The sequence below is a fragment of the Streptomyces sp. NPDC053069 genome (assembly GCF_044546895.1).
GTDB lineage: Bacteria > Actinomycetota > Actinomycetes > Streptomycetales > Streptomycetaceae > Streptomyces.
Map to the genome: position 1 here is coordinate 19,993 of NZ_JBITZN010000024.1, position 22,721 is coordinate 42,713.

Annotated in this window: 19 protein-coding genes and 1 pseudogene; 12 read left to right on the plus strand and 8 right to left on the minus strand. The window is 72.6% G+C overall.

Features of this window, described 5'->3' with window-relative positions:
- Positions 1–13: 13 nt before the first annotated feature.
- Both ACIGXP_RS37920 and ACIGXP_RS37925 read right to left on the minus strand, forming a co-directional pair.
- Positions 14–544 (minus strand): nuclear transport factor 2 family protein, encoded by a 531-nt coding sequence (locus tag ACIGXP_RS37920; protein WP_363218783.1) that lies wholly within the window; start codon positions 542–544, stop codon positions 14–16.
- Between the two features lie 98 nt (positions 545–642).
- Positions 643–1,803 carry a winged helix DNA-binding domain-containing protein gene (locus ACIGXP_RS37925; RefSeq protein ID WP_399776265.1) on the minus strand — a complete coding sequence of 387 codons (1,161 nt, stop codon included), beginning with the start codon at positions 1,801–1,803 and terminating at the stop codon, positions 643–645.
- A 195-nt stretch (positions 1,804–1,998) separates the two neighbouring features.
- Here ACIGXP_RS37925 and ACIGXP_RS37930 point away from each other — a divergent pair, with 195 nt between their 5' ends.
- On the plus strand, positions 1,999–3,063 hold the full coding sequence (locus tag ACIGXP_RS37930) for a glucose-1-phosphate thymidylyltransferase (protein WP_363218785.1): 1,065 nt from the start codon (positions 1,999–2,001) through the stop codon (positions 3,061–3,063).
- Positions 3,064–3,155: 92 nt separating this feature from the next.
- Here ACIGXP_RS37930 and ACIGXP_RS37935 read toward each other — a convergent pair whose 3' ends face one another.
- Together ACIGXP_RS37935 and ACIGXP_RS37940 are read right to left on the minus strand one after the other, a co-directional pair.
- Positions 3,156–3,992, minus strand: coding sequence for a mycofactocin-coupled SDR family oxidoreductase (locus tag ACIGXP_RS37935; protein WP_363215318.1), 837 nt, complete (start codon positions 3,990–3,992; stop codon positions 3,156–3,158).
- A 155-nt stretch (positions 3,993–4,147) separates the two neighbouring features.
- Complete coding sequence (locus ACIGXP_RS37940) at positions 4,148–5,269, minus strand: epoxide hydrolase family protein (RefSeq protein ID WP_399776268.1); 1,122 nt, start codon at positions 5,267–5,269, stop codon at positions 4,148–4,150.
- A 219-nt stretch (positions 5,270–5,488) separates the two neighbouring features.
- On the opposite strand from ACIGXP_RS37940, the gene ACIGXP_RS37945 reads away from it, so the two are divergent.
- The 10 genes and pseudogenes from ACIGXP_RS37945 to ACIGXP_RS37990 form a co-directional block, all read left to right on the plus strand.
- Positions 5,489–6,511 carry a CaiB/BaiF CoA-transferase family protein gene (locus tag ACIGXP_RS37945; RefSeq protein WP_363215316.1) on the plus strand — a complete coding sequence of 341 codons (1,023 nt, stop codon included), beginning with the start codon at positions 5,489–5,491 and terminating at the stop codon, positions 6,509–6,511.
- Between the two features lie 110 nt (positions 6,512–6,621).
- Positions 6,622–8,241: a citramalate synthase gene (gene cimA / locus ACIGXP_RS37950; protein WP_399776270.1), complete on the plus strand. Its 1,620-nt coding sequence runs from the start codon at positions 6,622–6,624 to the stop codon at positions 8,239–8,241.
- A 25-nt stretch (positions 8,242–8,266) separates the two neighbouring features.
- The gene (locus ACIGXP_RS37955; protein WP_399776272.1) at positions 8,267–9,298 is read left to right on the plus strand and encodes a ketoacyl-ACP synthase III family protein; all 1,032 of its coding nucleotides are present in this window, start codon (positions 8,267–8,269) and stop codon (positions 9,296–9,298) included.
- 123 nt (positions 9,299–9,421) lie between these two features.
- Positions 9,422–10,438, plus strand: coding sequence for an aromatase/cyclase (locus ACIGXP_RS37960; RefSeq protein ID WP_399776274.1), 1,017 nt, complete (start codon positions 9,422–9,424; stop codon positions 10,436–10,438).
- Positions 10,425–11,054, plus strand: a complete 630-nt coding sequence (locus ACIGXP_RS37965) for an antibiotic biosynthesis monooxygenase family protein (RefSeq protein ID WP_399776276.1) — start codon at positions 10,425–10,427, stop codon at positions 11,052–11,054. Before ACIGXP_RS37960 ends, ACIGXP_RS37965 begins: the two co-directional genes overlap by 14 nt.
- 117 nt (positions 11,055–11,171) lie before the next feature.
- On the plus strand, positions 11,172–11,363 hold the full coding sequence (locus tag ACIGXP_RS37970; protein WP_363215311.1) for an acyl-CoA carboxylase subunit epsilon: 192 nt from the start codon (positions 11,172–11,174) through the stop codon (positions 11,361–11,363).
- Between the two features lie 11 nt (positions 11,364–11,374).
- Positions 11,375–13,162: a fatty acyl-AMP ligase gene (locus ACIGXP_RS37975; protein WP_399776278.1), complete on the plus strand. Its 1,788-nt coding sequence runs from the start codon at positions 11,375–11,377 to the stop codon at positions 13,160–13,162.
- Positions 13,159–14,892 carry an acyl-CoA dehydrogenase family protein gene (locus ACIGXP_RS37980; protein ID WP_399776280.1) on the plus strand — a complete coding sequence of 578 codons (1,734 nt, stop codon included), beginning with the start codon at positions 13,159–13,161 and terminating at the stop codon, positions 14,890–14,892. Before ACIGXP_RS37975 ends, ACIGXP_RS37980 begins: the two co-directional genes overlap by 4 nt.
- A gap of 48 nt (positions 14,893–14,940) precedes the next feature.
- The gene (locus ACIGXP_RS37985) at positions 14,941–16,200 is read left to right on the plus strand and encodes an acyltransferase domain-containing protein (RefSeq protein ID WP_363215308.1); all 1,260 of its coding nucleotides are present in this window, start codon (positions 14,941–14,943) and stop codon (positions 16,198–16,200) included.
- A 367-nt stretch (positions 16,201–16,567) separates the two neighbouring features.
- Positions 16,568–16,834 (plus strand): annotated as a pseudogene (locus ACIGXP_RS37990) (4'-phosphopantetheinyl transferase family protein); the annotation flags it as partial.
- A gap of 192 nt (positions 16,835–17,026) precedes the next feature.
- Here ACIGXP_RS37990 and ACIGXP_RS37995 read toward each other — a convergent pair.
- The 4 genes from ACIGXP_RS37995 to ACIGXP_RS38010 form a co-directional block, all read right to left on the minus strand.
- The gene (locus ACIGXP_RS37995) at positions 17,027–17,638 is read right to left on the minus strand and encodes a response regulator transcription factor (RefSeq protein WP_363215324.1); all 612 of its coding nucleotides are present in this window, start codon (positions 17,636–17,638) and stop codon (positions 17,027–17,029) included.
- Between the two features lie 38 nt (positions 17,639–17,676).
- Positions 17,677–18,843, minus strand: coding sequence for a sensor histidine kinase (locus tag ACIGXP_RS38000; protein ID WP_399776282.1), 1,167 nt, complete (start codon positions 18,841–18,843; stop codon positions 17,677–17,679).
- Between the two features lie 162 nt (positions 18,844–19,005).
- The gene (locus tag ACIGXP_RS38005) at positions 19,006–21,282 is read right to left on the minus strand and encodes a TOMM precursor leader peptide-binding protein (protein ID WP_399776284.1); all 2,277 of its coding nucleotides are present in this window, start codon (positions 21,280–21,282) and stop codon (positions 19,006–19,008) included.
- Positions 21,279–21,581 (minus strand): hypothetical protein, encoded by a 303-nt coding sequence (locus ACIGXP_RS38010; RefSeq protein ID WP_399776286.1) that lies wholly within the window; start codon positions 21,579–21,581, stop codon positions 21,279–21,281. The genes ACIGXP_RS38005 and ACIGXP_RS38010 overlap by 4 nt, the downstream gene beginning before the upstream one ends.
- 292 nt (positions 21,582–21,873) lie before the next feature.
- Between ACIGXP_RS38010 and ACIGXP_RS38015 the strand changes: the two genes are divergently transcribed.
- Complete coding sequence (locus tag ACIGXP_RS38015; RefSeq protein WP_399776288.1) at positions 21,874–22,671, plus strand: BTAD domain-containing putative transcriptional regulator; 798 nt, start codon at positions 21,874–21,876, stop codon at positions 22,669–22,671.
- The last annotated feature ends 50 nt before the right edge of the window (positions 22,672–22,721 follow it).

Below are 22,721 nucleotides of genomic sequence, written 5' to 3' on the forward strand. Positions count from 1 at the left end.
GCGAACAGGCGGGTCAGGACGGGTTGTGGATCTTGTCGGCCCAGGCCGGCGAGTCGTGCGTGACGACGCGGGAACGGGTGTACAGCTCGCCGTCGACGCGGACCAGCACGTCCTCCACGACGGTCGTCGGTTCGAAGCTCACCTTGCCCGACGCGTCGGTCATGCTCACGATCGCCTGATACCGGACGTGCAGGGTGTCCTCGTCGACCGGCTCGATCCGCATCCGGTCGAACCAGTACCGGTACACGAGGCCGTCGTAGTAGGCGATGTTCTTCTCCCGCGCCTCGCGCGCCGACACCTCGTCGACGAGCGGTCGCTCCGGGTCGCCCCGGCGCTGCTGCATCTCGGTCAGCAGCTGCCGGCGCCCCTCGATCCTCCACCCCCCGGGACGGTGCTCGATCGAGCCGTCCTCGGTGAGCGTCTGCAGGAACTCCTCGAACCTGCGCTCCTCCAGGAGCGGCATCTGGTGCGCGTAGAACTGCTGCACCTCGATGTAGAGGTCCGCGGTCACCCGCTGTCGGTCTTCCCGCACTGTCTGAGGCACACCGGCTCCTTCCTTCGGGACCGCACCCGCTGTTCACGGCGGGCGTGGCCGGGAGCTCTCACGGTGGGACCGAAGCCTGGACGCGCTCTGGAGCGCCGCTACAGAACCGGCGCGGTGAAGTCCACCCGGTGGCCGTCCGCGTCGGACGCGGCGAACGCGAGGAGCCGTGCGCCCTCCTCGGCCAGCGCGGCGCGGTCCGCGCCGGTGAGCGCGGCGAACGGCTCGATCAGCAGGGTGGCCGCGCCGTCCTCGCGGTGGATCCGCCAGGTGCCGCGGACGAAGCCGTCGACCAGGATCGTGGCGCGGACGATGCCGTTGCGCGTGAAGATCCGGGCACGGTCCTCGGGCGAGATGATCCGGCTCCGGTCGGCGTGCGACAGCAGGATGTTGTCGAACTCCGGCAGGAAACGCACCGGCACGGGGGTGCCGGCGGCGGGCAGCGGAGCCCCGGGGACGTCGAAGAGCTCGTTCCCGCGCGGGTCGCGGGCCGTGCGCAGGCGCGGACGCAGCCCGTCGAGCACCGTACGCAGCCGGGTCAGGCCCGACCAGGTCTGGATGTCCTTGACCGTCGCGGGGCCGAAGGCCGCCAGGTAGCGCAGCACCATGTCCGGCGCGGACGGCCGGGCGGCGAGCGGCTCACCGAGCCAGGACTCGGCGGTCGCGTAGCGGGTCTGGCCGCCGACGCCCCAGATGCCCCGGGGCGGCACCTGCACCAGGGGCAGCAGGGCCCGCGCCGCGTACGCCAGGTGCCCCGCCTCGATGTCCGGCCACCGCTCCTGCAGCGCCGTGCCCAGTTCGCCGGTGGTGAGAGGGCGTGCCGCCAGCGCGGCACGGGCCGCGTCCGCCAGCGCCTGCCGAGGCACGCCCGCCACGTGCGCGCCCGAGCCACTGGCCCGCAGATTGCGGTCGAGAGCGGGCTGGGTCAGCGGACGCAGCTCCAGGCAGTCGGCGGCGGTGACCAGATGGACGGTGGCGCGCATGACGGCGAGGCGCACCACCAAGCGGTCCTCGACCGCCCGGGCCAGGTGCGTGGTCGAGAAGTCCGCCAGGCGGGACCACAGGCCGATGTACGGCGGGTTGGGCGCCTGCGCCTGCATACCCACCAGGTGGGTCACCGCTTCGGCCACGCCCATCCGGTGGCGCCGCAGCAGCAGCTGGCGGTCCAGCAGTGCCCGGTTCAGGGCGGCGTCGCTCAGGACGGGGACGTCGGGGTGGGCGCCCTGCTGCGGGGGGCCGCTGCGTGTGGTCCGGGTGGCCATCTGATGTCCTCGGATCGGGGGCGGGCGATGTCCGCCCCAGTATGGGGGCGTGGGCCTCGGCGTCGGCTCGAAACCCGGCCGAGCACCAGCGGGGGTTGAGCGTGCCGCGACCTGACGGCCGCATTCTGCGCCGGCACGTGAGGGGCCGACGGCCGCCCGCACGGCGGCCGGTGACACCGCGACGGAGGACTCCCCATGAAGGCACTGGTGCTGTCCGGAGGGCTGGGCAGCAGACTGCGTCCGTTCAGCCACTCCATGCCCAAACAGCTGATCCCGGTCGCGGGCCGGCCGGTCCTCGCCCATGTCGTGACCAGCCTGAAGGACATGGGTGTCGTCGACATCGGCGTGGTGGTCGGCGACCGGGGCGACGAGATCGCCTCGGCCCTCGGTGACGGCAGCTCGCTGGGTGTGCGGATCACCTATGTCCGGCAGGACGAGCCGCGCGGCCTGGCCCACTGCATCCTCGTCGCCAGAGAGTTCCTGGGCGACGACGACTTCGTCATGTACCTCGGTGACAACATGCTCGCCGACGGGGTGCAGGACATCGCCGACGCGTTCCGCACCAGGCGCCCGAGCGCCCAGATCGTGGTGCACAAGGTCCCGGACCCCCGGGAGTTCGGCGTGGCCGAGGTGGACGAGGACGGCCGGGTGCTGGTGCTCACCGAGAAGCCGGCCCGGCCGCGCACCGATCTGGCGGTGATCGGCGTGTACTTCTTCACGGCCGCGGTGCACGAGGCGGTGGCCGCGATCACCCCGAGCGCCAGGGGAGAGCTGGAGATCACGGACGCCCTGCAGTGGATGGTGGACCGGGGCGCGGACGTGCGGGCCCGGGTCTACTCCGGCTTCTGGAAGGACACCGGACGGATCGAGGACGTACTGGAGTGCAACCGGGAACTCCTGGACCGCCTGGCGCCGTCGCTGCGCGGTGAGGTGGACGGGGCGAGCGAACTGGAGGGCCCCGTGGTGATCGAGGAGGGCGCACGCGTCATCCGGTCCCGCCTCACCGGCCCCGTGATCATCGGTGCCGGCGCAGTCGTCAGGGACAGCGTCGTCGGCCCGCACACGGCGGTCGGCGGGGGCTGCGTGCTCGACACGGCCGACGTACGCAACTCGATCCTGCTGGACGGCGCGACGCTCCGGCGGGTCGGCGGGGTGCGGGCGTCGGTCATCGGCCGGGACGCCACCGTCAGCTCGACGGGGTTCGCCCGCTGCGGCAGGCTCGTCGTCGGCGACCACTCCAGCGTCGAAGTGGCCGCGTGACGGGCCCGGAAGCACCGGCGCGCCGGCGGTTCCCGCGAGGGAGCCGCCGGCGCGCGTGCTCAGCGGAGCGACGGTAGCGCCGAGGAGGCCGCTCAGGTCGCGTTCGAGGCGTTCTGGCCCAGCGCGACGGCGATCGTCTCGCCGGTGATGAAGCGGGCTTCCTCGGAGCACAGGAACACCATCGTGTTCGAGATGTCCTCGCACTCAGCCCAGGCCTTCGGGATGGTGTTGAACTGGCTGAACGCCTGCACGACCTCTTCCCGGCTGGGATTGTCCAGGTGCGGCAGGAACAGCTTGAGCGAACTCGGGTTGTTGATCATCGGGGTGTCGACCGCGCCCGTGCACACCACGTTGGCGGTGATCCCGTACTGGCCGACCTCCGTGGCCACCGACTTGACCAGCCCGATCAGCCCCCACTTGGTCGCCGCGTAGTGTCCGACGTTCGCCATGCCCATCTTGCCGGCCATCGACGACGTCGCGACGATCCGGCCCCGGCCCCGCGCGATCATGCCGGGCAGCACGGCACGGATGGAATGGAACGCGCCCGTCAGGTTCACGTCGACCATGTCGCGCCAGGTCTGGTCCGGCATCTCGGCGATCGTGGAGAAGGAGAAGACCCCGGCGTTGGCGAGCAGGAAGTCGACACCGCCCAGCTCCTCCTCGACCTGCGCGACGAAGCTGCCGAGCCGCTCCGCGTCCCGCACGTCGACCCTGCCGGAGACACACCTGCGGCCGAGGTTCTCCACCAGCTTCACGGTCTCGTCCAGGTCGTCGGCGCCCGGCATGGCGTACGGCACGGAGCCGACCTGCGCCGCGACGTCGAGGACGGCCACGTCGGCTCCCTCGCGGGCGAACCTGACGGCGTGGGAGCGGCCCTGTCCCCGGGCCGCACCTGTGACCAGCACCACCTTGCCGTCGAACTTTCCCATCGCTTTCCTCCCCATCGTCGGTTGGCGCATCGTCGGGCGCACGCCGGTCGGCGCACCGTCGGTCGGCGCATCGTGAGCCGGCCGGTCTCCGGCCCACCATCGGCGTCCCGGGTCGGCTTCGGCTGGAGCGTTGCTCGGCCGGTCCGTGGGTGCGCTCAGCGCAACGGCCCGAAGAACGAGCGCAGTTCGTCCACCAGCAGCTCCGGCTGCTCCAGAGCCGGGAAGTGCCCGCCGCGGTCGTGGTCCGTCCAGCGGCGCAGATCCGTGAAGCGGGCCGCGCACCAGGCGCGGGGCATCCGGGCGTCCTTGGGGAAGACGGCCAGCGCGGCCGGTACGGGGACGGGGGCGAGGGCCATCCTGTTGTGGCTCTCCCAGTAGATGCGGGCCGAGGAGGCGCCGGTGCCGCACAGCCACGCCAGCGTCACGGCGTCGAGCAGCCGGTCGCGCGGGACGACCTTCTCCAGGTCACCGTCGTGGTCGGACCACGCCCAGTACTTCTCGACCATCCAGGCCAGCTGGGCGACGGGAGAGTCGACGAGCCCGTAGCCGAGGGTCTGCGGCCGGGTCGCCTGGATCGCCGAGTAGCCGCCCTCGTTCTGCTGGAACTCCTTGAGCGCGGCGAGCCCGGCCAGGTCCCGCTCGTCCAGGGCCACGTCGTGCTGCGGCGGCCGTGCGAACGGCATCGCGAGATGGATGCCGGCCAGATGCGCACCGTCGGTCTCGCCGAGCACGCCGGTCAGGAACGAACCCCAGTCGACGCCGTGTGCCGCGTACCGCTCGTAGCCGAGCCGGGCCATCAGCTCCGCCCAGGCGGCGGCCGTGCGCTCCACCGTCCAGCCGGTGGCGTCCGGCTTGTCGCTGAAGGCGAAGCCGGGCAGGGAGGGCGCCACCACATGGAAGGCGTCGGCCGGGTCGTCGGGGTGGGTCAGGGGCCGGATCAGGTCGAGGAACTCGACGACCGAGCCGGGCCAGCCGTGGCTGACGAGCAGCGGCAGCGCCTGCGGGTGCGGGGAGCGCACATGCAGGAAGTGGATGCCGAGGCCGTCGATCTCGGTGCGGAACTGCGGCAACGCGTTCAGCCGCGCCTGCGTGGGCCACCAGTCGTACGCCGTCCTCCAGTACGCGGCGAGCTCCTGCAGATACGCCAGGGGCACGCCCTGGGACCAGTCGTCCACCGTCTGCGCCTCGGGCCAGCGGGTGCGGGCGAGGCGGCCGCGCAGGTCCTCCAGATCCGCCTCGTCGAAGGTCACGCGGAACGGCGTGACGTCCCTTCTCATCGATGGTCCTCCCGGATCGCGTAGGCCGTGCCGGTCTCGTGACGTGTCCCGCGGAGGCTAGGCGCGGCGACTTGAGCGCAGGTCGAAGGGACCGCCGCGGGAGACGGTTGCCGGATCGGCCCGAGCGCGGCGCGAGGGGCGCTGCGGCCGGGCTCCAGGTGCCGCTTGCAGCGTGCCGGTGCCGTTGACGTCGACGATGGGGACGATGGGGAGCCGCTCATGGAGACAGGCACTGGACCCCTGCACGGCCTGCGGGTCGTGGAGCTCGCCGCGATCGGGCCCGCCCCGTTCGCCTGCATGATCTTCGCGGACCTGGGCGCCGACGTGATGCGGGTCGACCGGGCCGACGGAGCCCGCTCGTTCGCGGACTGGCACGGCGAGCTGGACCGCGGGCGCCGCACGATGGAGCTCGACCTCAAGGACCCCGAGGACGTGGGCTGGCTGCTGCGCCAGGTGGAGCGCTCCGACGTCCTGGTGGAGGGATTCCGGCCGGGCGTCGCCGAACGCCTCGGCATCGGGCCCGACGTCTGCATCGGGCGCAACCCGCGTCTGGTCTACGGCCGGATGACCGGCTGGGGCCAGCACGGACCGCTCGCCAAGGCACCCGGGCACGACATCAACTACCTCGCCCTGACCGGTGCGTTGTACGCCATCGGCGAGCGCGGCGGCCCCCCGGTGCCCCCGGTCAACCTGCTCGGCGACTTCGCGGGTGGCGCCATGTTCCTGGTCGCCGGAGTGCTGGCCGCGCTGTACGAGCGGCAGGCCTCGGGCCGCGGGCAGATCGTGGACGCGGCGATCGTGGACGGCGCCGGCGCCATGCTCGGCATGCTCACCGCGATGGCCGACGCGGGCCAGTGGACCCACGAGCGCGGCGTCAACCTGCTCGACGGCGGCGCCCCCTTCTACTCCTGCTACGCGTGCGCGGACGGCGGATACGTCGCCGTAGGGGCGTTGGAGGACCGCTTCTACCGGGCGCTGCTCGACGGCCTCGGACTCGACCCCGACTGTCTGCCCGACCGCGGCGACCCCGTCAACTGGCCCACGCTCAGACGGGTGTTCGCGCACCGCTTCGGCACCCGTGACCGGGACGCATGGGCCCGTCTCTTCGAGGAGACGGAGGCGTGCGTGACACCCGTGCTCAGCGTCGAGGAAGCCGCCGCCCACCCCCACCACCGGGCGCGCGGCAGCGGTCCCGCCGCGCCCGCGCCCCGCTTCAGCCGCGCTCGGGCAGATCTCCCGTGACGCACGCCGTGACGTGCGCGGACGGGTTCGAGCCCGGCTCAGGGCGGCTTCGAGGCAGTGCCCGGAATCTGTGGGAACCCCAGCCGGAAGACCTCAGTGAAGGAGGGGCGATGGCGGAGCGCGGCTTCCAGCTCTACGACACGACCCTGCGCGACGGAACGCAGATGGAGGGGCTGTCCCTGACCGTCGACGACAAGCTGGCCATTGCGCGCAGCCTGGACGCCCTCGGCGTGGGCTTCATCGAAGGCGGCTGGCCCGGCGCGATCCCGAAGGACACCGAGTTCTTCCGCCGGGCGCGCACCGAACTCGACCTGAGGACAGCCCGGTTGACTGCTTTCGGCGCCACCCGAAGGCCGGGCGTCGCCGTCTCCCAGGACCCGCAGGTACGCGCCCTGCTGGAGGCGGACACGCCCGTGGTGACCCTCGTCGCCAAGAGCCACACCGGGCACGTCGAGGCGGCCCTGCGCACCACGCTCGCCGAGAACCTCGCCATGATCCGCTCGACCGTGCAGCACCTGGTGCTCGCCGGCCGCCGCGTGTTCCTCGACGCCGAGCACTACTTCGACGGGTACGTCGCCAACCGCGAGTACGCCCTCGAAGTGGTCCGCACGGCCGCCGAGGCCGGCGCGGAGACCGTGGTGCTGTGCGACACCAACGGCGGCTCGCTGCCCGAGGAGGTCAAGGCCGTCGTCGCCGACACCATCGCCATGACCGGCGCCGCCGTGGGCATCCACTGCCACGACGACACCGGCTGCGCCGTCGCCAACACCATGGCGGCCGTCGACGCGGGCGCCGACCACGCCCAGGGCACCGTGCACGGCTACGGCGAACGCTGCGGCAACGCCGACCTGCTCACCGTCATCGCCAACCTCGTCCTCAAGCGGGACCGCAAGGTGATCCCCCTCGAACGCCTCGCGGACCTGGAGCCGACCGGCCGGGCCGTCGCCGCGGTCACCGGGCTGCCCGGCGCCCCCGCGGCCCCGTACGTCGGCTCCGCCGCCTTCACGCACAAGGCGGGACTGCACGCCTCGGCGCTGCGCGTCGACCCCGCCCTGTACCAGCACATCGACCCGGCCCGCGTCGGCAACGCCATGCGGGTGCTGGTCTCCGACATGGGCGGCCGCTCCTCCGTCGTACTCAAGGCCCGCGAACTGGGCTACGAGGTGGACGCGGACTCCGCCGCGGTGGGCCGGGCCGCGGCCCGGGTCAAGGAACTGGAGAGCCGCGGCTACACCTTCGAGTCCGCCGACGCCTCCTTCGCGCTGCTGCTGCGCGAGGAACTGGGCGAGCAGCCCGGCCGGCCGCCCTTCGACGTCGAGTCGTGGCAGGTCCGTCTCGGCTCGGACGGCGCGGGCGCCACGGCCACGGTGCGGCTGCGCTCCGACGGGGCGCCGCTGACCGCCACCGGCCGGGGCCGCGAGCCCGTGCACGCCCTCGACGACGCCCTGCACCGGGCACTCGACCCGTTCTTCCCCGAGGCGGCCCGGCTGCGGCTCCGGGAGCACCGGACACGGGAGCTGGCGGGGGACAGCGGGCAGCCGCCCCTGGTGCGGGTGCTGCTGACCTTCCAGGACGGAGAGCGCGACTGGGGCACCGTCGGTGTGGACACCCACGCCACGGCAGCGGCCCTGCGCGCCCTGCTCGACGGCCTCCACCACGTCCTGTCCGGCGGCCCGGGCCGGCCCGGGGGCACCACCGCCCCCGGCCTGGTGGCCGCGCCGGCCGGCTGACACCTTCGAACTCCCAGGAGCGGCTGTGCGCGTGGAAGAGATCTACCTGCGGGCGACCTCCGTACGTCTCCCGGCCTCGCTGAGCATCGACGACGCGGTGGCCGCGGGTTCCTGCCCGGCGGGGCTCGCCGCGACCACCGGGGTGGTGTCGGTGGCGTACTCGCCCGACGAGTCCGCCGCCGAGATGGCGGCCCGCGCCGCGCGGGACGCGCTGCGGCGGGCCGGCAGCGGACCCGGCGACGTGGACCTGCTGCTGCACGCGGACACGTACCACCAGGGGCAGGACCTGTGGCCGGTCGCCTCGTACGTGCAGCGCGAGGCGCTCGGCAACCACTGCCCGGCGCTGGAGATCCGGCAGATGTCCAACGGCGGACTGGCCGCCCTCGACCTCGCCACCGCCTACCTCACCGCCGGCCACGGCCACGGCGACGCACTGCTCACCACCGCCGACCGGTTCTGCGAGCCCGGCATCGACCGCTGGCGCACCGACCCCGGCACCCCCTACGCGGACGGCGCCACCGCCCTCGTCCTGTCCCGGCGCGGCGGCTTCGCCCGGCTGGTCTCGCTCGCGGTGCACGCCGACCCGCAGCTGGAGCCGATGCACCGAGGCGACGAGCCGTTCACCCCGGCCCCGTTCAGCAACCGCATCCCCGTGGACTTCGAGGAGGCCAAGCGCGCCTTCGTCGGCAGAGTCGGGATGTCGTTCGCCATCACACGGGCCAACAACGGCCAGCAGACGGTGGTCAAACAGGCCCTCGCCGACGCCGGCATGGAACTCGGCGACGCCTCCTGGGTGGTGCTGCCGCACTTCGGGCGCCGCCGGCTGCAGGCCATCTACTACAAGCCCTTCGGCATCGAACCGGAGCGCACCGCCTGGGAGTTCAGCAGAACCGTCGGCCATCTCGGCGCGGGCGACCAGTTCGCCGGCCTCGACCACCTGCTGGTCTCCGGCCGGGCACGGCCCGGTGACCGCTGCGTCCTGATCGGTGTCGGCGCGGGCTACAGCTGGGGCTGCGCCGTGCTGGAGATCACCGAACGGCCCGCCTGGGCCCCCTGAGGGGCCCTTCGCCCCGCCCTCGGCCCGGCCGGTTTCCACCGGGGATCAAGGCGGGCTCTAGGGCACCTGTGTCAATCTGCTGATCGCCGTCCCGTACGGCGCGAACCGAGGAAGGACACCGCCGTGGCGACGATCGTTACGAGCGAGACAGCGGCCGGACAGCCCCTCGCCGGGGAGCTGCACGTCACCGAGCACACCATCACCGTGGCCGCGTCCCCGGACGCCGTCTACGCGCTGGTGGCCGATGTCGGCGCGTGGCCCCAGGTGTTCGGGCCGACGGTCCACGTCGAGGTTCTCGAAGAGGAGGACACCCAAGACACGCACCACCAGGTCCTGCGCATCTGGGCCATCGCCAACGAGCAGGTACGCACGTGGACCTCGCGCCGCACCCTCGACCCCGCCGCCCGCGTCATCACCTTCCGGCAGACCGTCCCGGCGGCCCCCGTCGCCGCCATGGGCGGCACCTGGCGCATCGAGCCCGTCGACGACGGCACGACGCGCGTGGTGCTGCTGCACGACTACCGGGCCATCGGCGGCGACCCGGCCGCCGAGGAGCTGATCGAGCGCGCCGTCGACCGCAACAGCGTCGCCGAGCTCGCCGCGCTCAAGAACGCGGCCGAACTCGGCGACGCCGGCGCGGAGCTGCAGTTCACGTTCAGTGACTCGGTGACCGTCGCGGGCGCGGCCGGCGACGTCTACGCCTTCCTCGACCGCGCCGACCGCTGGCCCGAGCGGCTGCCGCACGTGGCCCGGCTCGGCCTCACCGAGGACGAGCCGGGCATCCAGCACATCGACATGGACACCCGCAGCCCGGACGGCTCCCTGCACAACACCACCTCGGTGCGGGTCTGCTTCGAGGACCGCAGGCAGATCGTCTACAAGCAGCTGCGGGTACCGGTCGCGATGCGGGTGCACACCGGCCGCTGGACCATCGAGCCGAGCGGCGACGACGACGGCACCCTCACCGTCACCTCCTGGCACACGGTCGTGCTCGACCCCGCAGGGGTGAGCAGCACGCTCGGCCCGCAGGCCACGCTCGCCGAGGCCAGGGCCCTGGTCCGCAAGGCCCTGGGCACCAACAGCTCCACCACTTTGCGCCACGCCAAGAAGTTCGCGGAGGAAGTGCATGCCGGGACGTGAGATCGCCGGCCCTGTCACCGTCATCAACACGTTCGAGGTCAAGGGCGACACCAAGAAGTTCGAGCGGCTGTTCCGCGAGCACTCCCAGTTCCTGCGCAGACGAGAGGACTTCTCGTTCCTGGTGACGGTGCGGCTGGTGGATCTGCCGCACGTCTATGTGCACCTCGGCCACTGGCGCACCCTGCGCGGCTTCCTCGACACCGTGCACGACGAGACGTTCCTCGGCCACGTCGAGCGGCTCGAACCGCTCGTCGAGACGGAGGCGGACCAGGCCGTCAGCACCGGCCGGGTACTGCGCGACGCCGCCGAGCCCGGCACCCACAGCGTGCTGCTGCTGCGCGCCCAGGTCACCGGGGACTGGCGGGCCTTCGAACGCGACTTCGGTGAACTCGCCGGCAAACTCGGCGAGTCGGACGGCTTCGGCGGCAGTGATCTGCTGCGCTCCATCCTCCGGCCGGCCGTCTACACGGGTGTCCTGTGGTGGCGCGACACCGACGCCATGGACCAGGGACTGGAGAGCGCCGTGTTCAAGAGCGCCCGCGAGGACCTCGGCCGCTTCGCCCGGCTCGACGTACAGCGCACGCAGCACGTGGCGTACGAGCGCACCATCGAATGACACCCCGCAGGGGACCGCCCGTGATCCAGCGGGAGACGAGCCGAGGGCCGCCGGTCCTCGGCTCTCCTGCGTCCGCGGCACGAGGACCTCTCTAGGGGGCGGGTGCACGCTGTCCCCATGGCGAACGACACCCGTATCACCGTGGTGCGAGGCCGGCCCGACGCGGCCGAACTCGCCGCGGTCACCGCCGTGCTGATCGCCCTGGCGCGCCGCGCACAGGAGCCCGAGGACCTGCCGGGCACGGTGTTCGCGGACTGGCGGGTCAAGGGCGGCGGTCCGGGCCCGGCGGTGTCCTGGCCCCGTCGATGAGGGAGCCGAGGGTGCAGACAGCGAAGGGGGAGGCGTTGAGCGACCAGCCGGCACGGACATTCACCGACATCGTGCGCGAGAGGGCCGCCGAGTCACCGGCCCGCCCCGCGCTGATCCTGCTCACCGAGAAGGACGGTGCGCTGCGGCCCGAGACGCACACCTACGCCGGGCTCGACCGTGCGGCCCGCGCACTCGCCGCCCGGCTCGCCGCCCACGCCGGCCCCGGCGAGCGCGCCCTGATCCTGCACCGCTCCCGGGCCCAGTTCGGCATCAGCTTCCTCGCCTGCCTGTACGCGGGCGTGGTCGCGGTCCCGGCCGCGCCGCCCGGCGGCTCGGCCCGGCACGACGAGCGCATCGCGGGCATCGTCAAGGACGCCGCCGCGAGCTGTGTGCTGACCTCGCTCGCCGAGGCCCCCGAGGTGACCCAGCTGCTGGCCCGCACCGGCCACGGCTCCCTCACCTGCATCCCGACCGACACCGGCCACCCGGCCCCGCAGGCCCACCGCCCCTCGGACGAGCCGTGGCAGCCGGCCCGCCGGGACCCCGACGACCCGGCGTTCCTCCAGTACACGTCGGGCTCCACCCGGGAGCCGCGCGGTGTCGTCATCACACACCGGGCGCTGCTCGCGGGCCACGAGGCGATCAGCGCGGCGCTCGGCACCACGCCGGGCAGCCGGATCGGCGGCTGGCTGCCGCTCCACCACGACATGGGCCTGGTCGGCCAGCTGCTGCACGCGCTGTGGCTGGGCGGCACCGCCGTGCTGCTGTCCCCGGTCGCGTTCGTCAAGCGCCCGGCGCACTGGCTGGAGACCATCTCGCGGTACGGCCTCACGGTCAGCGGCGCCCCCGACTTCGCGTACGACCTGTGCGTACGCAGGATCAACGACAGCCAGCTCGCCGGCCTGGACCTGTCGGGCTGGCGGATCGCCGTCAACGGCGGCGAGCCGGTGACCGCGGCCACCATGCGCGCCTTCGCCGAACGCTTCGCGCCCGCGGGCCTGCGCCCCGACGCGCTCGTGCCCTGCTACGGCCTCGCCGAGGCGACCCTGCTCGTCGCCGGGGACCGGGACACCTCCGCGTTCGACGGGTGCGCTCTGCCCACCTCGCTCACCGCCGGCGGCCCCGAGCGCGAGACCGTGTCCTGCGGCCGCCCCGCCTCCGTCGAGCTGCGCATCGTCGACCCGGACAGCTGCGAGGAGGTCGCCGAGGGACGCGTCGGGGAGATCTGGGTGCGCGGCGCCGCCGTCGCCCGCGGCTACTGGTCACGGCCCGCCGAGACCGCCGACGTCTTCGGCGGCCGGATCAGGAACGGCGGCAGCGGTTATCTGCGCACCGGGGACCTCGGCGCCCTCGTCGACGGACGGCTCCATGTGACCGGGCGCATCAAGGACGTGATCGTGGTGGCGGGCCGCAATCTGTACCCGCAGGACCTGGAGCGCTCGATACGCGAGGTCAGCGCCCTGTTCGGTGCGACGGCCGCCTTCGGGGTGCCCGGCGAGCGCGAACGTGTCGTCGTCGTGCAGGAGTTGCGGGGCCGCAGCCGCTACGGCGTCGACTTCGCCGAGCTCGCCGGATCGGTGCAGAGCGCCCTGACCGCCCAGTACGACGTGCGGGCCGGCGGTGTGCTCCTGGTGCGGCCCGGCACCGTGCGCCGCACCACCAGCGGCAAGCTGGAGCGGGCCGCGATGCGCCGCCTGTTCCTCAACGGGGAACTCACCGCCCTGCACCAGTGGCTCGACCCCGAGGTGCAGCGGCTCGTGCGGCAGCCGCCGCCCCGGAAGCAGAGGGGACGCCGATGACGACACAACACGATGTGCAGGAACGCATCGACGCCTTGGAGCGCGCCTTCGGGCCGCTCGACGACCCGGCGAACCCGCTGGGCGGCGAGAGCCTGGTCGCCGCGGACGCGCAGGGCACCGCGCCGCCGGGCGCCGAGCGGATCCTGGACGCCTTCGGCCTCAACGCCGAGTTCGTGCCCGCCGAACTCGGCGGCAGGCTGCGGCGGATGGACGTACTCGGGCGGATCCTGCGGCCGGTCTTCCGCAGGGACGCCTCGCTCGGCTTCGGCTACGGCCTGAGCTGCTTCTTCGCCGCCGTGCCGGTGTGGATCGCGGGTGACGCCGAGCAGCGCGCCCTGGTCGCGCGGCTGCTGCTCGACGGCGAACGCGTCGCCGTCGCCCGGCACGAGGTCGCGCACGGCAACGACTTCGTACGCGACGAGCTGCGGGCCGAGGCCACGGACGGCGGCCTGCGCATCAGCGGCAGCAAGACCGCCATCGCCAACGCGGCACGCTCCCGCGGCCTCGTGGTCTTCGTCCGCACCTCCGACGCCGCGGGCGGGCGCAGCCACGCGGTGCTGCTGATCGACCGGGCCGCGCTGCCCGCCGGGCAGATCACCGACCTGGAACGGCACACCACCACCGGCATGCGCGGCGCGCAGTTCGGCGGTCTCTCCTTCACCGGCTGCGTGGTCCCCGCCGGCGCGGTGCTCGGCGCGGACGGCGACGGCTACCAGCTCTCCCTGCGGTCCTCCCTGCTGATCCGCGGCCTCATCCCGTCGATCGTCCTCGCCGGCGTCGACACCGCCCTGCGCACCGTGGCCGCCTTCGCCACCCGGCGCCGCGACGACGGCCGTTCCTCACTCGACGTACGGCATGTGCGCGACGTGCTCACCGGTGCCTTCCTCGACCTGCTGCTCATCGACTGCCTCGCCCTGGTCGCCACCCGGTCGCTGCATCTGCTGCCGCGGCAGATGAGCGCGTACGCGGCGTCGGCGGCCTATCTCGCGCCCCGGCTGGCCGCCGAGACGATGGACGAGATGGCGGCGGTGCTCGGCGAGGAGAGCTTCGCCGTGAGCGGGACCTACGGGATGTTCCAGAAGCAGCTGCGCGACCTGCCCGTCACCTCGCTGGGCCACGCCGGCAGCGCGGGCCGCCAGGTCAGCATCCTGCCGCAGCTGCCGCACTTCGCCCGGCACTGCTGGTTCGCCGAGGACCAGGCGCCCGCCGCGCTGTTCCGGCCCCACGAGGACCTGCCGCCGCTCGACCTGCCGCTTCTTTCCCTGCTCGGCGACGGTGACCCGCTGGCCGCCACCCTCGTCGCCTGCACCGACTGGCTGGAGTCCGCCGGGCCCACCGCGCCGGGACGCGAGGACCGGCCCCTGCTGCGCGCCCTGGCACAGGCCTTCACCGGTGAACTGCGCGATCTGGCCAAGGCGTTCGCCGAGATCGACCCCGGTGACCGTACGGCGCTGGCGAGCCCGCACACCTTCGCGCTCGCCGACCGCTACACCCTGGTGCTGGCGGCGGCGTGCTGCCTGGGGATCTGGCGCGAGCAGGCGCGGGACGGCACCGACGCGTTCCTGGCCGACCCGGCATGGCCGTCCGCGGTGCTCCACCGCCTCGGCCGCCGGCTCGGCCTGCCCCTGCCCGACCGGCCCGCCGCCGGTGAACAGCGCGTACTTGCGGAGGCACTGGCCCGCCTGCACGGCCGCCGCAGCTACGACCTGTACGGTTCCGCGCTGGCGTGATCCGCCGGCGGAGGTCACCCCACCCGAGCCCGAGATGGAGCACCGACCATGCCCGAACCCCAGCACGACGACGCACACGACGACTCCTTCGGCGCGGCCCAGCGCGAATGGCTCACGGAGCGGCTCACCCACTACCTGGGCGTGCCGGTGGACGAGAACGTTCCGTTCCATGAGTACGGCGGTTTCGACTCGGTGACCGCGCTCAGCCTGTACGGCGACATCGAGGAGGAGTTCGGCCCGGTGATCGACCCCACCGACATCGAGACACATCCCACCGTGCGCGAGCTGGCCCGGTACATGGCCCAGCACGACCCGCGTCCGGCGGGCGGCGGCCTGGTCCGGGCGGCCTTCGTGTTCACCGGCCAGGGCTCCCAGCACCCCGGCATGACCTCCGGCCTGTACTGGAACTGCACCGGTTACCGCGCCCATCTCGACCAGGCCGCCGCCGAGTTGCTGCCGTACACCGGAACGTCCGTGGTGGAGCTGATCCTCGGCAACGATCCGCGCATCCACCAGACCGCGTTCACCCAGCCCGCGCTGTTCGCCGTGGAGTACGCCCTCGCGCAGACCCTGCGGGAGGAGGGCGTGATGCCGGTCGCCGTGCTGGGCCACGGCATCGGGGAGTTCGCGGCGGCCGCCGTCGCGGGGGCGCTGTCGCTGCCCGACGCCGCCAGGCTGGTCGCGCTGCGCGGCGCCTTCATGCAGTACCTGCCCTCCGACGGCGGCATGATGGCCACCTGCGCGGCCCCGTTCGAGGCGGCCGAGCTGGTCGCGTCCGAGCCCGGCGTCGGCATCAGCGCGATCAACGCCGCCAAGGCCACCGTGCTCTCCGGCGACCGGGCGGGGCTGGAGCGCATCCAGGGACAGCTGGAGAGCCGGGGCATCGCCTGCCGCCATCTGACGGTGACCCACCCCTTCCACTCGCCGCTGATGGCGCCCATGGTGCCGAAGTTCGACGCCGTGGCCCGCCGGGTCGCGGGCGGCGCCGCCCGGGTGCCGTTCTACTCCACGCTGTACGGCCGGCTGACCACCGAACCGCTCTACGGGCCGTACTGGAGCGAGCAGATCACCTCCCCCGTCCGCTTCGCCGACGCCGCGCGGGCGATGCTCGCCCAGCAGACCCCCACCCATGTGGTGGAGATCGGGCCGCGGGTGGTGCTCACGCCGTTCCTGCGCCGCATGGGCGGCAGCGGGGGACCGGCCTGCCTGGCGGTGTGCCGCGGGCCGGAGAGCGACGCGGTGGACCTGGCCGGGGTGATCTCGGCGCTCGACGCGGGACCGCTGGCGGCGGCGCTGGCAGGGGCGTGAGCCGGTGACGACGATCGGCCGGCCGCTGTCCGCGCCGGGACCGGACAGCGCCTGGGAGCGGGTGCACGAGGAACTCGTGCGCACCGGCAGCGTCCTGGTGTACGGCAGGATGCCGGGCTGGCAGCCGGACGCCGGCGCGGCGGACCTGCGGCTGCTCCTCGGCCGTGACTGGGTCCGGTACGAGAAGCTCGGCAGGCCCGGCATGCGGGAGCGCTTCCTCGCTTCCCGGCTGTTTCTGCGGTACACCGCCGCGGCGGCCGTGCAGACGCTGCCGCACCTGGTGGACGTGGCGTATCTGCCGGGCGGCCGGCCCTATGTGCGGGGCCTGGACCAGATCGACATCAGCCTCAGCCACACCGACGAGACGATGGTCGTCGGCGTCACCCGCCGGGGCCGGATCGGGGTCGACGTGGAACGTGCCGACCGCCGGCTCGCGTACACCGGGTCCGAGGCGCAGGCCTGCACCCCCTTCGAGAAACACCTTCTCGACCGGGGCGGCGACCGTGCCCGCAACGACACCATGGTGCGGCTGTGGACCCTGAAGGAGGCCTACAGCAAGGCGCTCGGCCAGGGCCTCAGGTTCCGTTTCACCGAGTTCGGCTTCGCGCTGCACGGCGCGTCCGGTGCCCGTCTGGTCCGCCCCGACGGCACGGCCACCGACGACGACGGCTGGACGTTCGCCACCTTCGCCGTCGGCGACCGCCATGTGGTGAGCGTGGCCGTCTTCGACAGCGGGTTCGGCGAGCTGGCGGACGTGTCGGTGGGTACGACGCTGGACGAGGGGCTGCTGGACGCGCTGCTCGGAGCCGGGCCCGGCCCGGCCCGCTCAGGGGATCCAGCCGGCCTCCTCGGCGATGCGGATGGCGTCGACCCGGTTGCGGGCGCCGAGCTTGCCCACGATCGAGGTGAGGTAGTTGCGGACGGTGCCCTTGGTGAGATACAGGCAGCCGGCGATCTCGGCGGCGTCGGCCCCGCGGGCCGCCAGCCGTAGTACCTCCATCTCCCGGCGGGACAGCGGATTGTCCGGGTAGTCCCAGGCGGTCAGCGCGAGTTGGGGGTCCACGACACGTCCGCCGCGCGCCACCGAGCGCACGGCGGAGGCGAGCTGGTCCGGCGGGGAGTCCTTCAGGAGGAAGCCGGAGACATGCGCCGACATGGCGCGGCGCAGGGTGCCGGGCTTGCCCAGGCTGGTCAGGATCAGGGCGCGGCAGCTGGGGAGCTGTTCGTGCAGTTCGGCGGCGGCCGTCAGACCGTCCATCCCCGGCAGGTCGACGTCGATCACCGCGACGTCGGGCCGAACTTCGAGCGCGGTGCTGACGATCGTGTCGCCCCGTTCCACGGAGGCGACGACCCGCAGATCGGGTTCGAGTTCCAGCAGTGCGACGAGAGCACCGCGAATCATGTGCACATCCTCGGCGAGAAGGATGTTGATGGACAGCACCTGTTACCTCCCCCAGGTAGCGGTGTCTCGTCTGGTCAGGCCGTGGCTCTCCCCTGGTCGGGAGTGGCGGCGGCCGTGGTCGTCCCGGCCTCGCCCTGGCGTGGCTGGAGCGGTGCCCGTGCCACGAGGCGGAACAGGCCGTCCTCGTCGACGCCGGCCGTCAGCTCCCCGCCGATCTCGGTGAGCCGCGTGCGGAGATTGCCCAGACCGCTTCCACCCCCGGAATGCGTGCCAGGCTCCGGCCCGTTCGTGACCCCGTCGTTGATCAGTGTGAGGAAAACCGTTTCCGTCCCGCTGGTTGCACTGATGTTACATACCTCGGCCTTGCTGTGCCGGAGGATGTTGGTGACTCCCTCCCGCAACGTGGTCGCGAGGACCGTGTCGACCACCGGGTGCAGCCGCTCGACTCGCACATCGGTCTCGACCTGCACCTCGGCCGACTCCAGGACCTTCGCCGCCGACTCCGCCTCGTCGCACAGTGACATGTCCCGGTAGCCGCGGGAGACGAGGCGCACATCGGCGAGGGCCTGGCGGGCGACGAGGAGCATGGACGTGGTCTCCTCGGCGGCCTGCTCCGGCCGGACCGGGATCAGCCGGCTGACGAGCTCGCCCTTGAGCGTGATGGTGGAGAGGCTGTACCCGAGCAGGTCGTGCAGGTCGCGGGCGAAGCGGAGGCGTTCTTGGGTCACGGCCATGCGTGTCAACTGTCCCCGGGTTTCGTTGAGTTCCCACACCAGGTCGTTCAGCCGGGTCAGGCCGTAGATCACGAGACCCGCCAGGATGACGGAGATGAGGACATAGCTGCAGTACAGCGGGCTCGAACCCTTCACCAGGGGGAACATCGGGGCGCCGACCACGACCGCTCCGAACATCGGCCAGCCGACGCGGCTGGGCAGGGTGAGCAGGACGGTCGCGGCGAGCGGCCCCTGCATGCTGCCCCAGTCGAGCCCGAACCAGGCGACGGGCAGATAGGTCAGGACTGCCTGCACCCCCAGCGTGGCCAGCCGCCGCCGCAGGGGCCAGGTGCGGGCGGCGGGCGAGGCGAGGACGGACTGTACGCCGAACTCCAGCACGACGCCGGTGACGCAGACCGCCAGCCTGGGCGTACTGGCCCCTCCTGTGCTGAGCACGTTGATGACGACGACTGAGCAATAGCAGATGAGCACGAGCTGCACGATCGTGCGGGCGAGGCGGGGAGCCATGGCCAGGCGGCTCGATGCCGGCGGGGAACTAGCGGCACCCTCGGTACCTTCCGTTCTCCGGGAAGTTTCCGGCATCGTGACCTCCTCGCCCGGGAGACATGGCGCAACGCATGGTATGGCTCACCGTAGGAACGGGCCACCGATGGCTGACCTCAACCGGATTTACACGAACAACGGAATCGGGTTGAGGTCGTCGTAATGCGTCGCGCGCGGAAGGCGGCCGAGCGCCACGGGGGTGTCGAAGAGCCGGCCGGGCGCGTACCTGCCCCAGAAGGGACGCATTCCGGGAACGATCACTTTCACCACGGGAAGCCGCACGTCAGGCCGAGTCTGATCGAGGACGAGCAGTTCCATGCCGCGCTCCTCCACCAGCCTCTGAACCGCTGTGAGGTCGCCCAGCAGGTCATTTCGTGGCTTATACACATAACTATCGGGTGTGCGGGGCGACTCGGCCGGGTCCGGCAGGAGATATGGCTGATTCCGGGTGGTCGCCCCCGACCACCAGGAGGCCAGTTCCGGATGGAGGGAGGCGAACCCGCCGTCCGCCTCCGCTTCCACGTCCGAAGGCGGGAGCAGCTGCGCCATCTCGGTCACCGCGCGGCGCAGTGCCGTACGCGGGTCGAGATGGGCGCCGAACCCGAAGCAGATGCGCTGGGCCGTTCTGTCGTTGCGGCAGGAGACGGCGGCCATGACGGGGATGCCGAAGTCCGCGGTGAGGTCCAGCACCCACAGATCGCGGCGCAGCCCGGCGTACGCCGCGCGGATCTCACCGAGCCAGGGCTCGTCGAAGGCGTCCAGGTCGACGGCGGGCTGCCGGGTGCGGTTGTACCACCACAGGGCCACCGCGTCCCGCTCGACCACTTCGAGGAATCCCTGGAGCGCCGCGTCCTCCAGGCTGCTGCCGGCCGCGTTGCCGTTGGAGTCCGCCCACGGCGCCGACAGCCGTCCGCCGGGTGCGGGCCCGAAGTAGAGCATCGAGGTGGGCAGCAGCCGGTGGGTGCCCGCGGTCACCGACCACACGGGCGTCCATTCGGTGGGAGCATGCGGGTCGAAGGGCGGCGGGACCTGCTGGAACCCGGCGGCCGTGCGGTTGTGTCGCTCCCGCTCGGCGAACTGCCGGTCCGCGTACAACTGGCAGGCGTTGGGGTGCAGCGCGCTCTCACCGAGCCCGGCGAGGGTGTCGACCACGACCGGTTCGTCCCCCTGGCGGGTCGCGCTGTAGCGTTCGACCGCCTCGCACAGCGCGCCGACCTCGGCCTCCAGCGGTGTGATCCCCTTGCCGCCGCTGTGACTGCGCAGTCCGTGCCGCAGGGCGGCGAGCGAGTCGGCGCGCAGCGCGGGGTTGCGGCCGGAGACATAGTGGTTGAGGCCCTTGGGAGTGCCGGGGGCGGGCCGCAGCTCGGGGACCACACCGGTGAGCGGGTCGACGAGGTGCCGGTAGCGGGTGAGCACGCTCTCGGGCGGCAGCGCCCGGTGACCGCCGCCGGCCGTGGCCGACTTCGGGCGGGAGACGAAGCACACCGGGCGCTGTACGCCCGCCGCCACCAGAGCGGGGTCGCCGCACTCGGGGCACTGCGGGCGCCGGGTCACCGTGTGGTGGCGGGTACGCAGGGTGTGGGTGTCGACGGTACACAGGTCGGCCTGTTCGGCGTAGCGCATCCCGGCGACCCACTTCATCGTCTCCAGAACGGCGCTCTGCAGCCCCAGTGCCCGGACGGACGCCAGAAAGGCCCGCGGAAGCGCCACCGGACCGGGCAGCCCGAGTACCCGCTGCACCGGCGCCTGCGTGGCGCGGTGCCCGCGCAGCCGGTGCGCCAGGCACGACCAGCAGGCCCGGCCGGCGACCCCGAACACCGGGCCGACCCAGGCCTCGACGCCGCACGGCTTGGCCAGCAGCCAGGGCCGGCCCGCGGCCCGGTGCCGAGCGTCCACGCCGGCCAGCGCCGGGTCCAGGTAGTCCTCGCACACGACCAGCGTGAACGCGGCGGACGCGTCGTCGTCGGCCAGGGTGAGACCGGAGGCGAGGCACTCCTCGCGGACGGGCCCGGGGTCCGTGCGGCCCAGCACCAGGAGGTGCACCGGCGTGCCGTGCAGCGCCGCCTGGGCGCCCGCGCCGCTCAGGCCCGCGAGTTCCCAGTACGCTTCGGCCGCGGCGTCCGCCGACGGAGCGCGATATCCGATGAGCTGGGCCTGGGCGAGCGCGGCGATCGTCCGGCCCGCAGCGGCGACGTCCACCACGGCCGCGGCCTCCTGGAGAACGGCCTCCAGGGTCCGGGTCCCGTCCAGCAGCGGCGCGAGAATCTCCACGTCCGGACCGTGCAGGGCGGTCGTACCGCGCTCGGACAGCAGATACACGGCCTCTCCGCCGACGACCTCGACGCGCAGGTGGGGCTTGAAGCCCACCTGGGGTGCCGCGGAGGGCAGGGCGGCTCTGTTCATGCGAGGGGCAGGGAGCCGACGATCGGGCCCTGCTGGTTGCACCAGATGCTGTCGTAACTGATGGACGTGTCCATCCGGTCCAGGTCCTCCAGCACAAACGTTTTCCCGGTGGCGCCGGACAGATACACCGGCTCCGCCGCCACCACTCCGAACTCCGCGAGGACCGACACCGGGTCGGTGAGATAACGTGCGGCGAGCTCCGGTTCGAGTCCCGCACGCGCCGTCAGCAGTGCGATGCGGTGGTCCTGGGAGGTCGTTCCGGCCGAACGGGCCGGGGCGGGCATGGTCAACGCGCTCATGGAGCCCTCCAGAGTCATGAGTGGTGAGAGACGCTGCGAATCGTGAATTCGTTCGGCGGGTCCCGCCTGACCGAATTCTGGGGGGCGCTGTTCAAGAACGCACAGTGCGGTCGTCACCATCGCGGTATGACATTTTCATAGGTCTCTTCGTGACCTGCGCACTGGGGCTGGAACCCGGCTGCTGCCAGGCTCTAGTCATGCTCGGGAGGCAGCGGCCGTCGTCCGCCGCCGACGGCACAGCCCGCGCGATACGGGGGCGGGCTCCGCCCGTGCGAGACGGGAGAGTGATCACATGGACATCAAGGTACTGGGTCGACTCACGGCCGAACTGAACGGCGTCTCGGTGGTGCCGACCGCCGCCAAGCCACGGCAGATTCTCGCTCTTCTCGCCCTGCAGACCGGACGCGTCGTCACCGTACCGACGCTGATGGAGGAGATCTGGGGCGAGCACATACCCCGCAGCGCCGCCACCACGCTGCAGACCTACATCCTCCAGCTGCGCCGCAGGATCGCGGCCGCCCTGGACGGCGACCCGGTCCGGCAGCCCAAGGACATCCTCGTCACCCAGCACGGGGGCTACCTGCTCGAAGTACAGCCGGGGCAGATCGACGTCCAGGAGTTCGAGCAGCTGTGTGCCTCCGGCCGTGACGCCCACGAGGCCGGCGACCACCGGACCGCGGCCGAACTGCTGCGCAAGGCCCTCGCCCTGTGGCAGGGACCCGCCCTCGTGGACGTACGCGTGGGCGGTGTACTCGAACTGGAGTCCCTGCGGCTCGAAGAGGACCGGATGGCGGCGCTGGAGCGGCGCATCGAGGCCGACCTGCACCTCGGACGCCATGCCGAGCTCGTGCCCGAGCTGCGCGTCCTGGTGGCCAAGCACCCCATGCACGAGAACTTCTGCGCCCATCTGATGACCGCGCTGCACCGCTGCAACAACGCATGGCGGGCCCTGGAGGCGTACCAGCGGCTGCGCGGCTCGCTCGTCGAGGAGCTCGGCCTGGAGCCCTCGCCCCGGCTGCAGCGCCTGCACCAGTCGATCCTCTCGGCGGACCCGGAACTGGACGTGGTGTCCTCCTCCGCGGCCGGCTGAGGCCCCGGCGCATCCTCGACCCGGGTTCGAGGGGGCGGGCCTACGTTCGG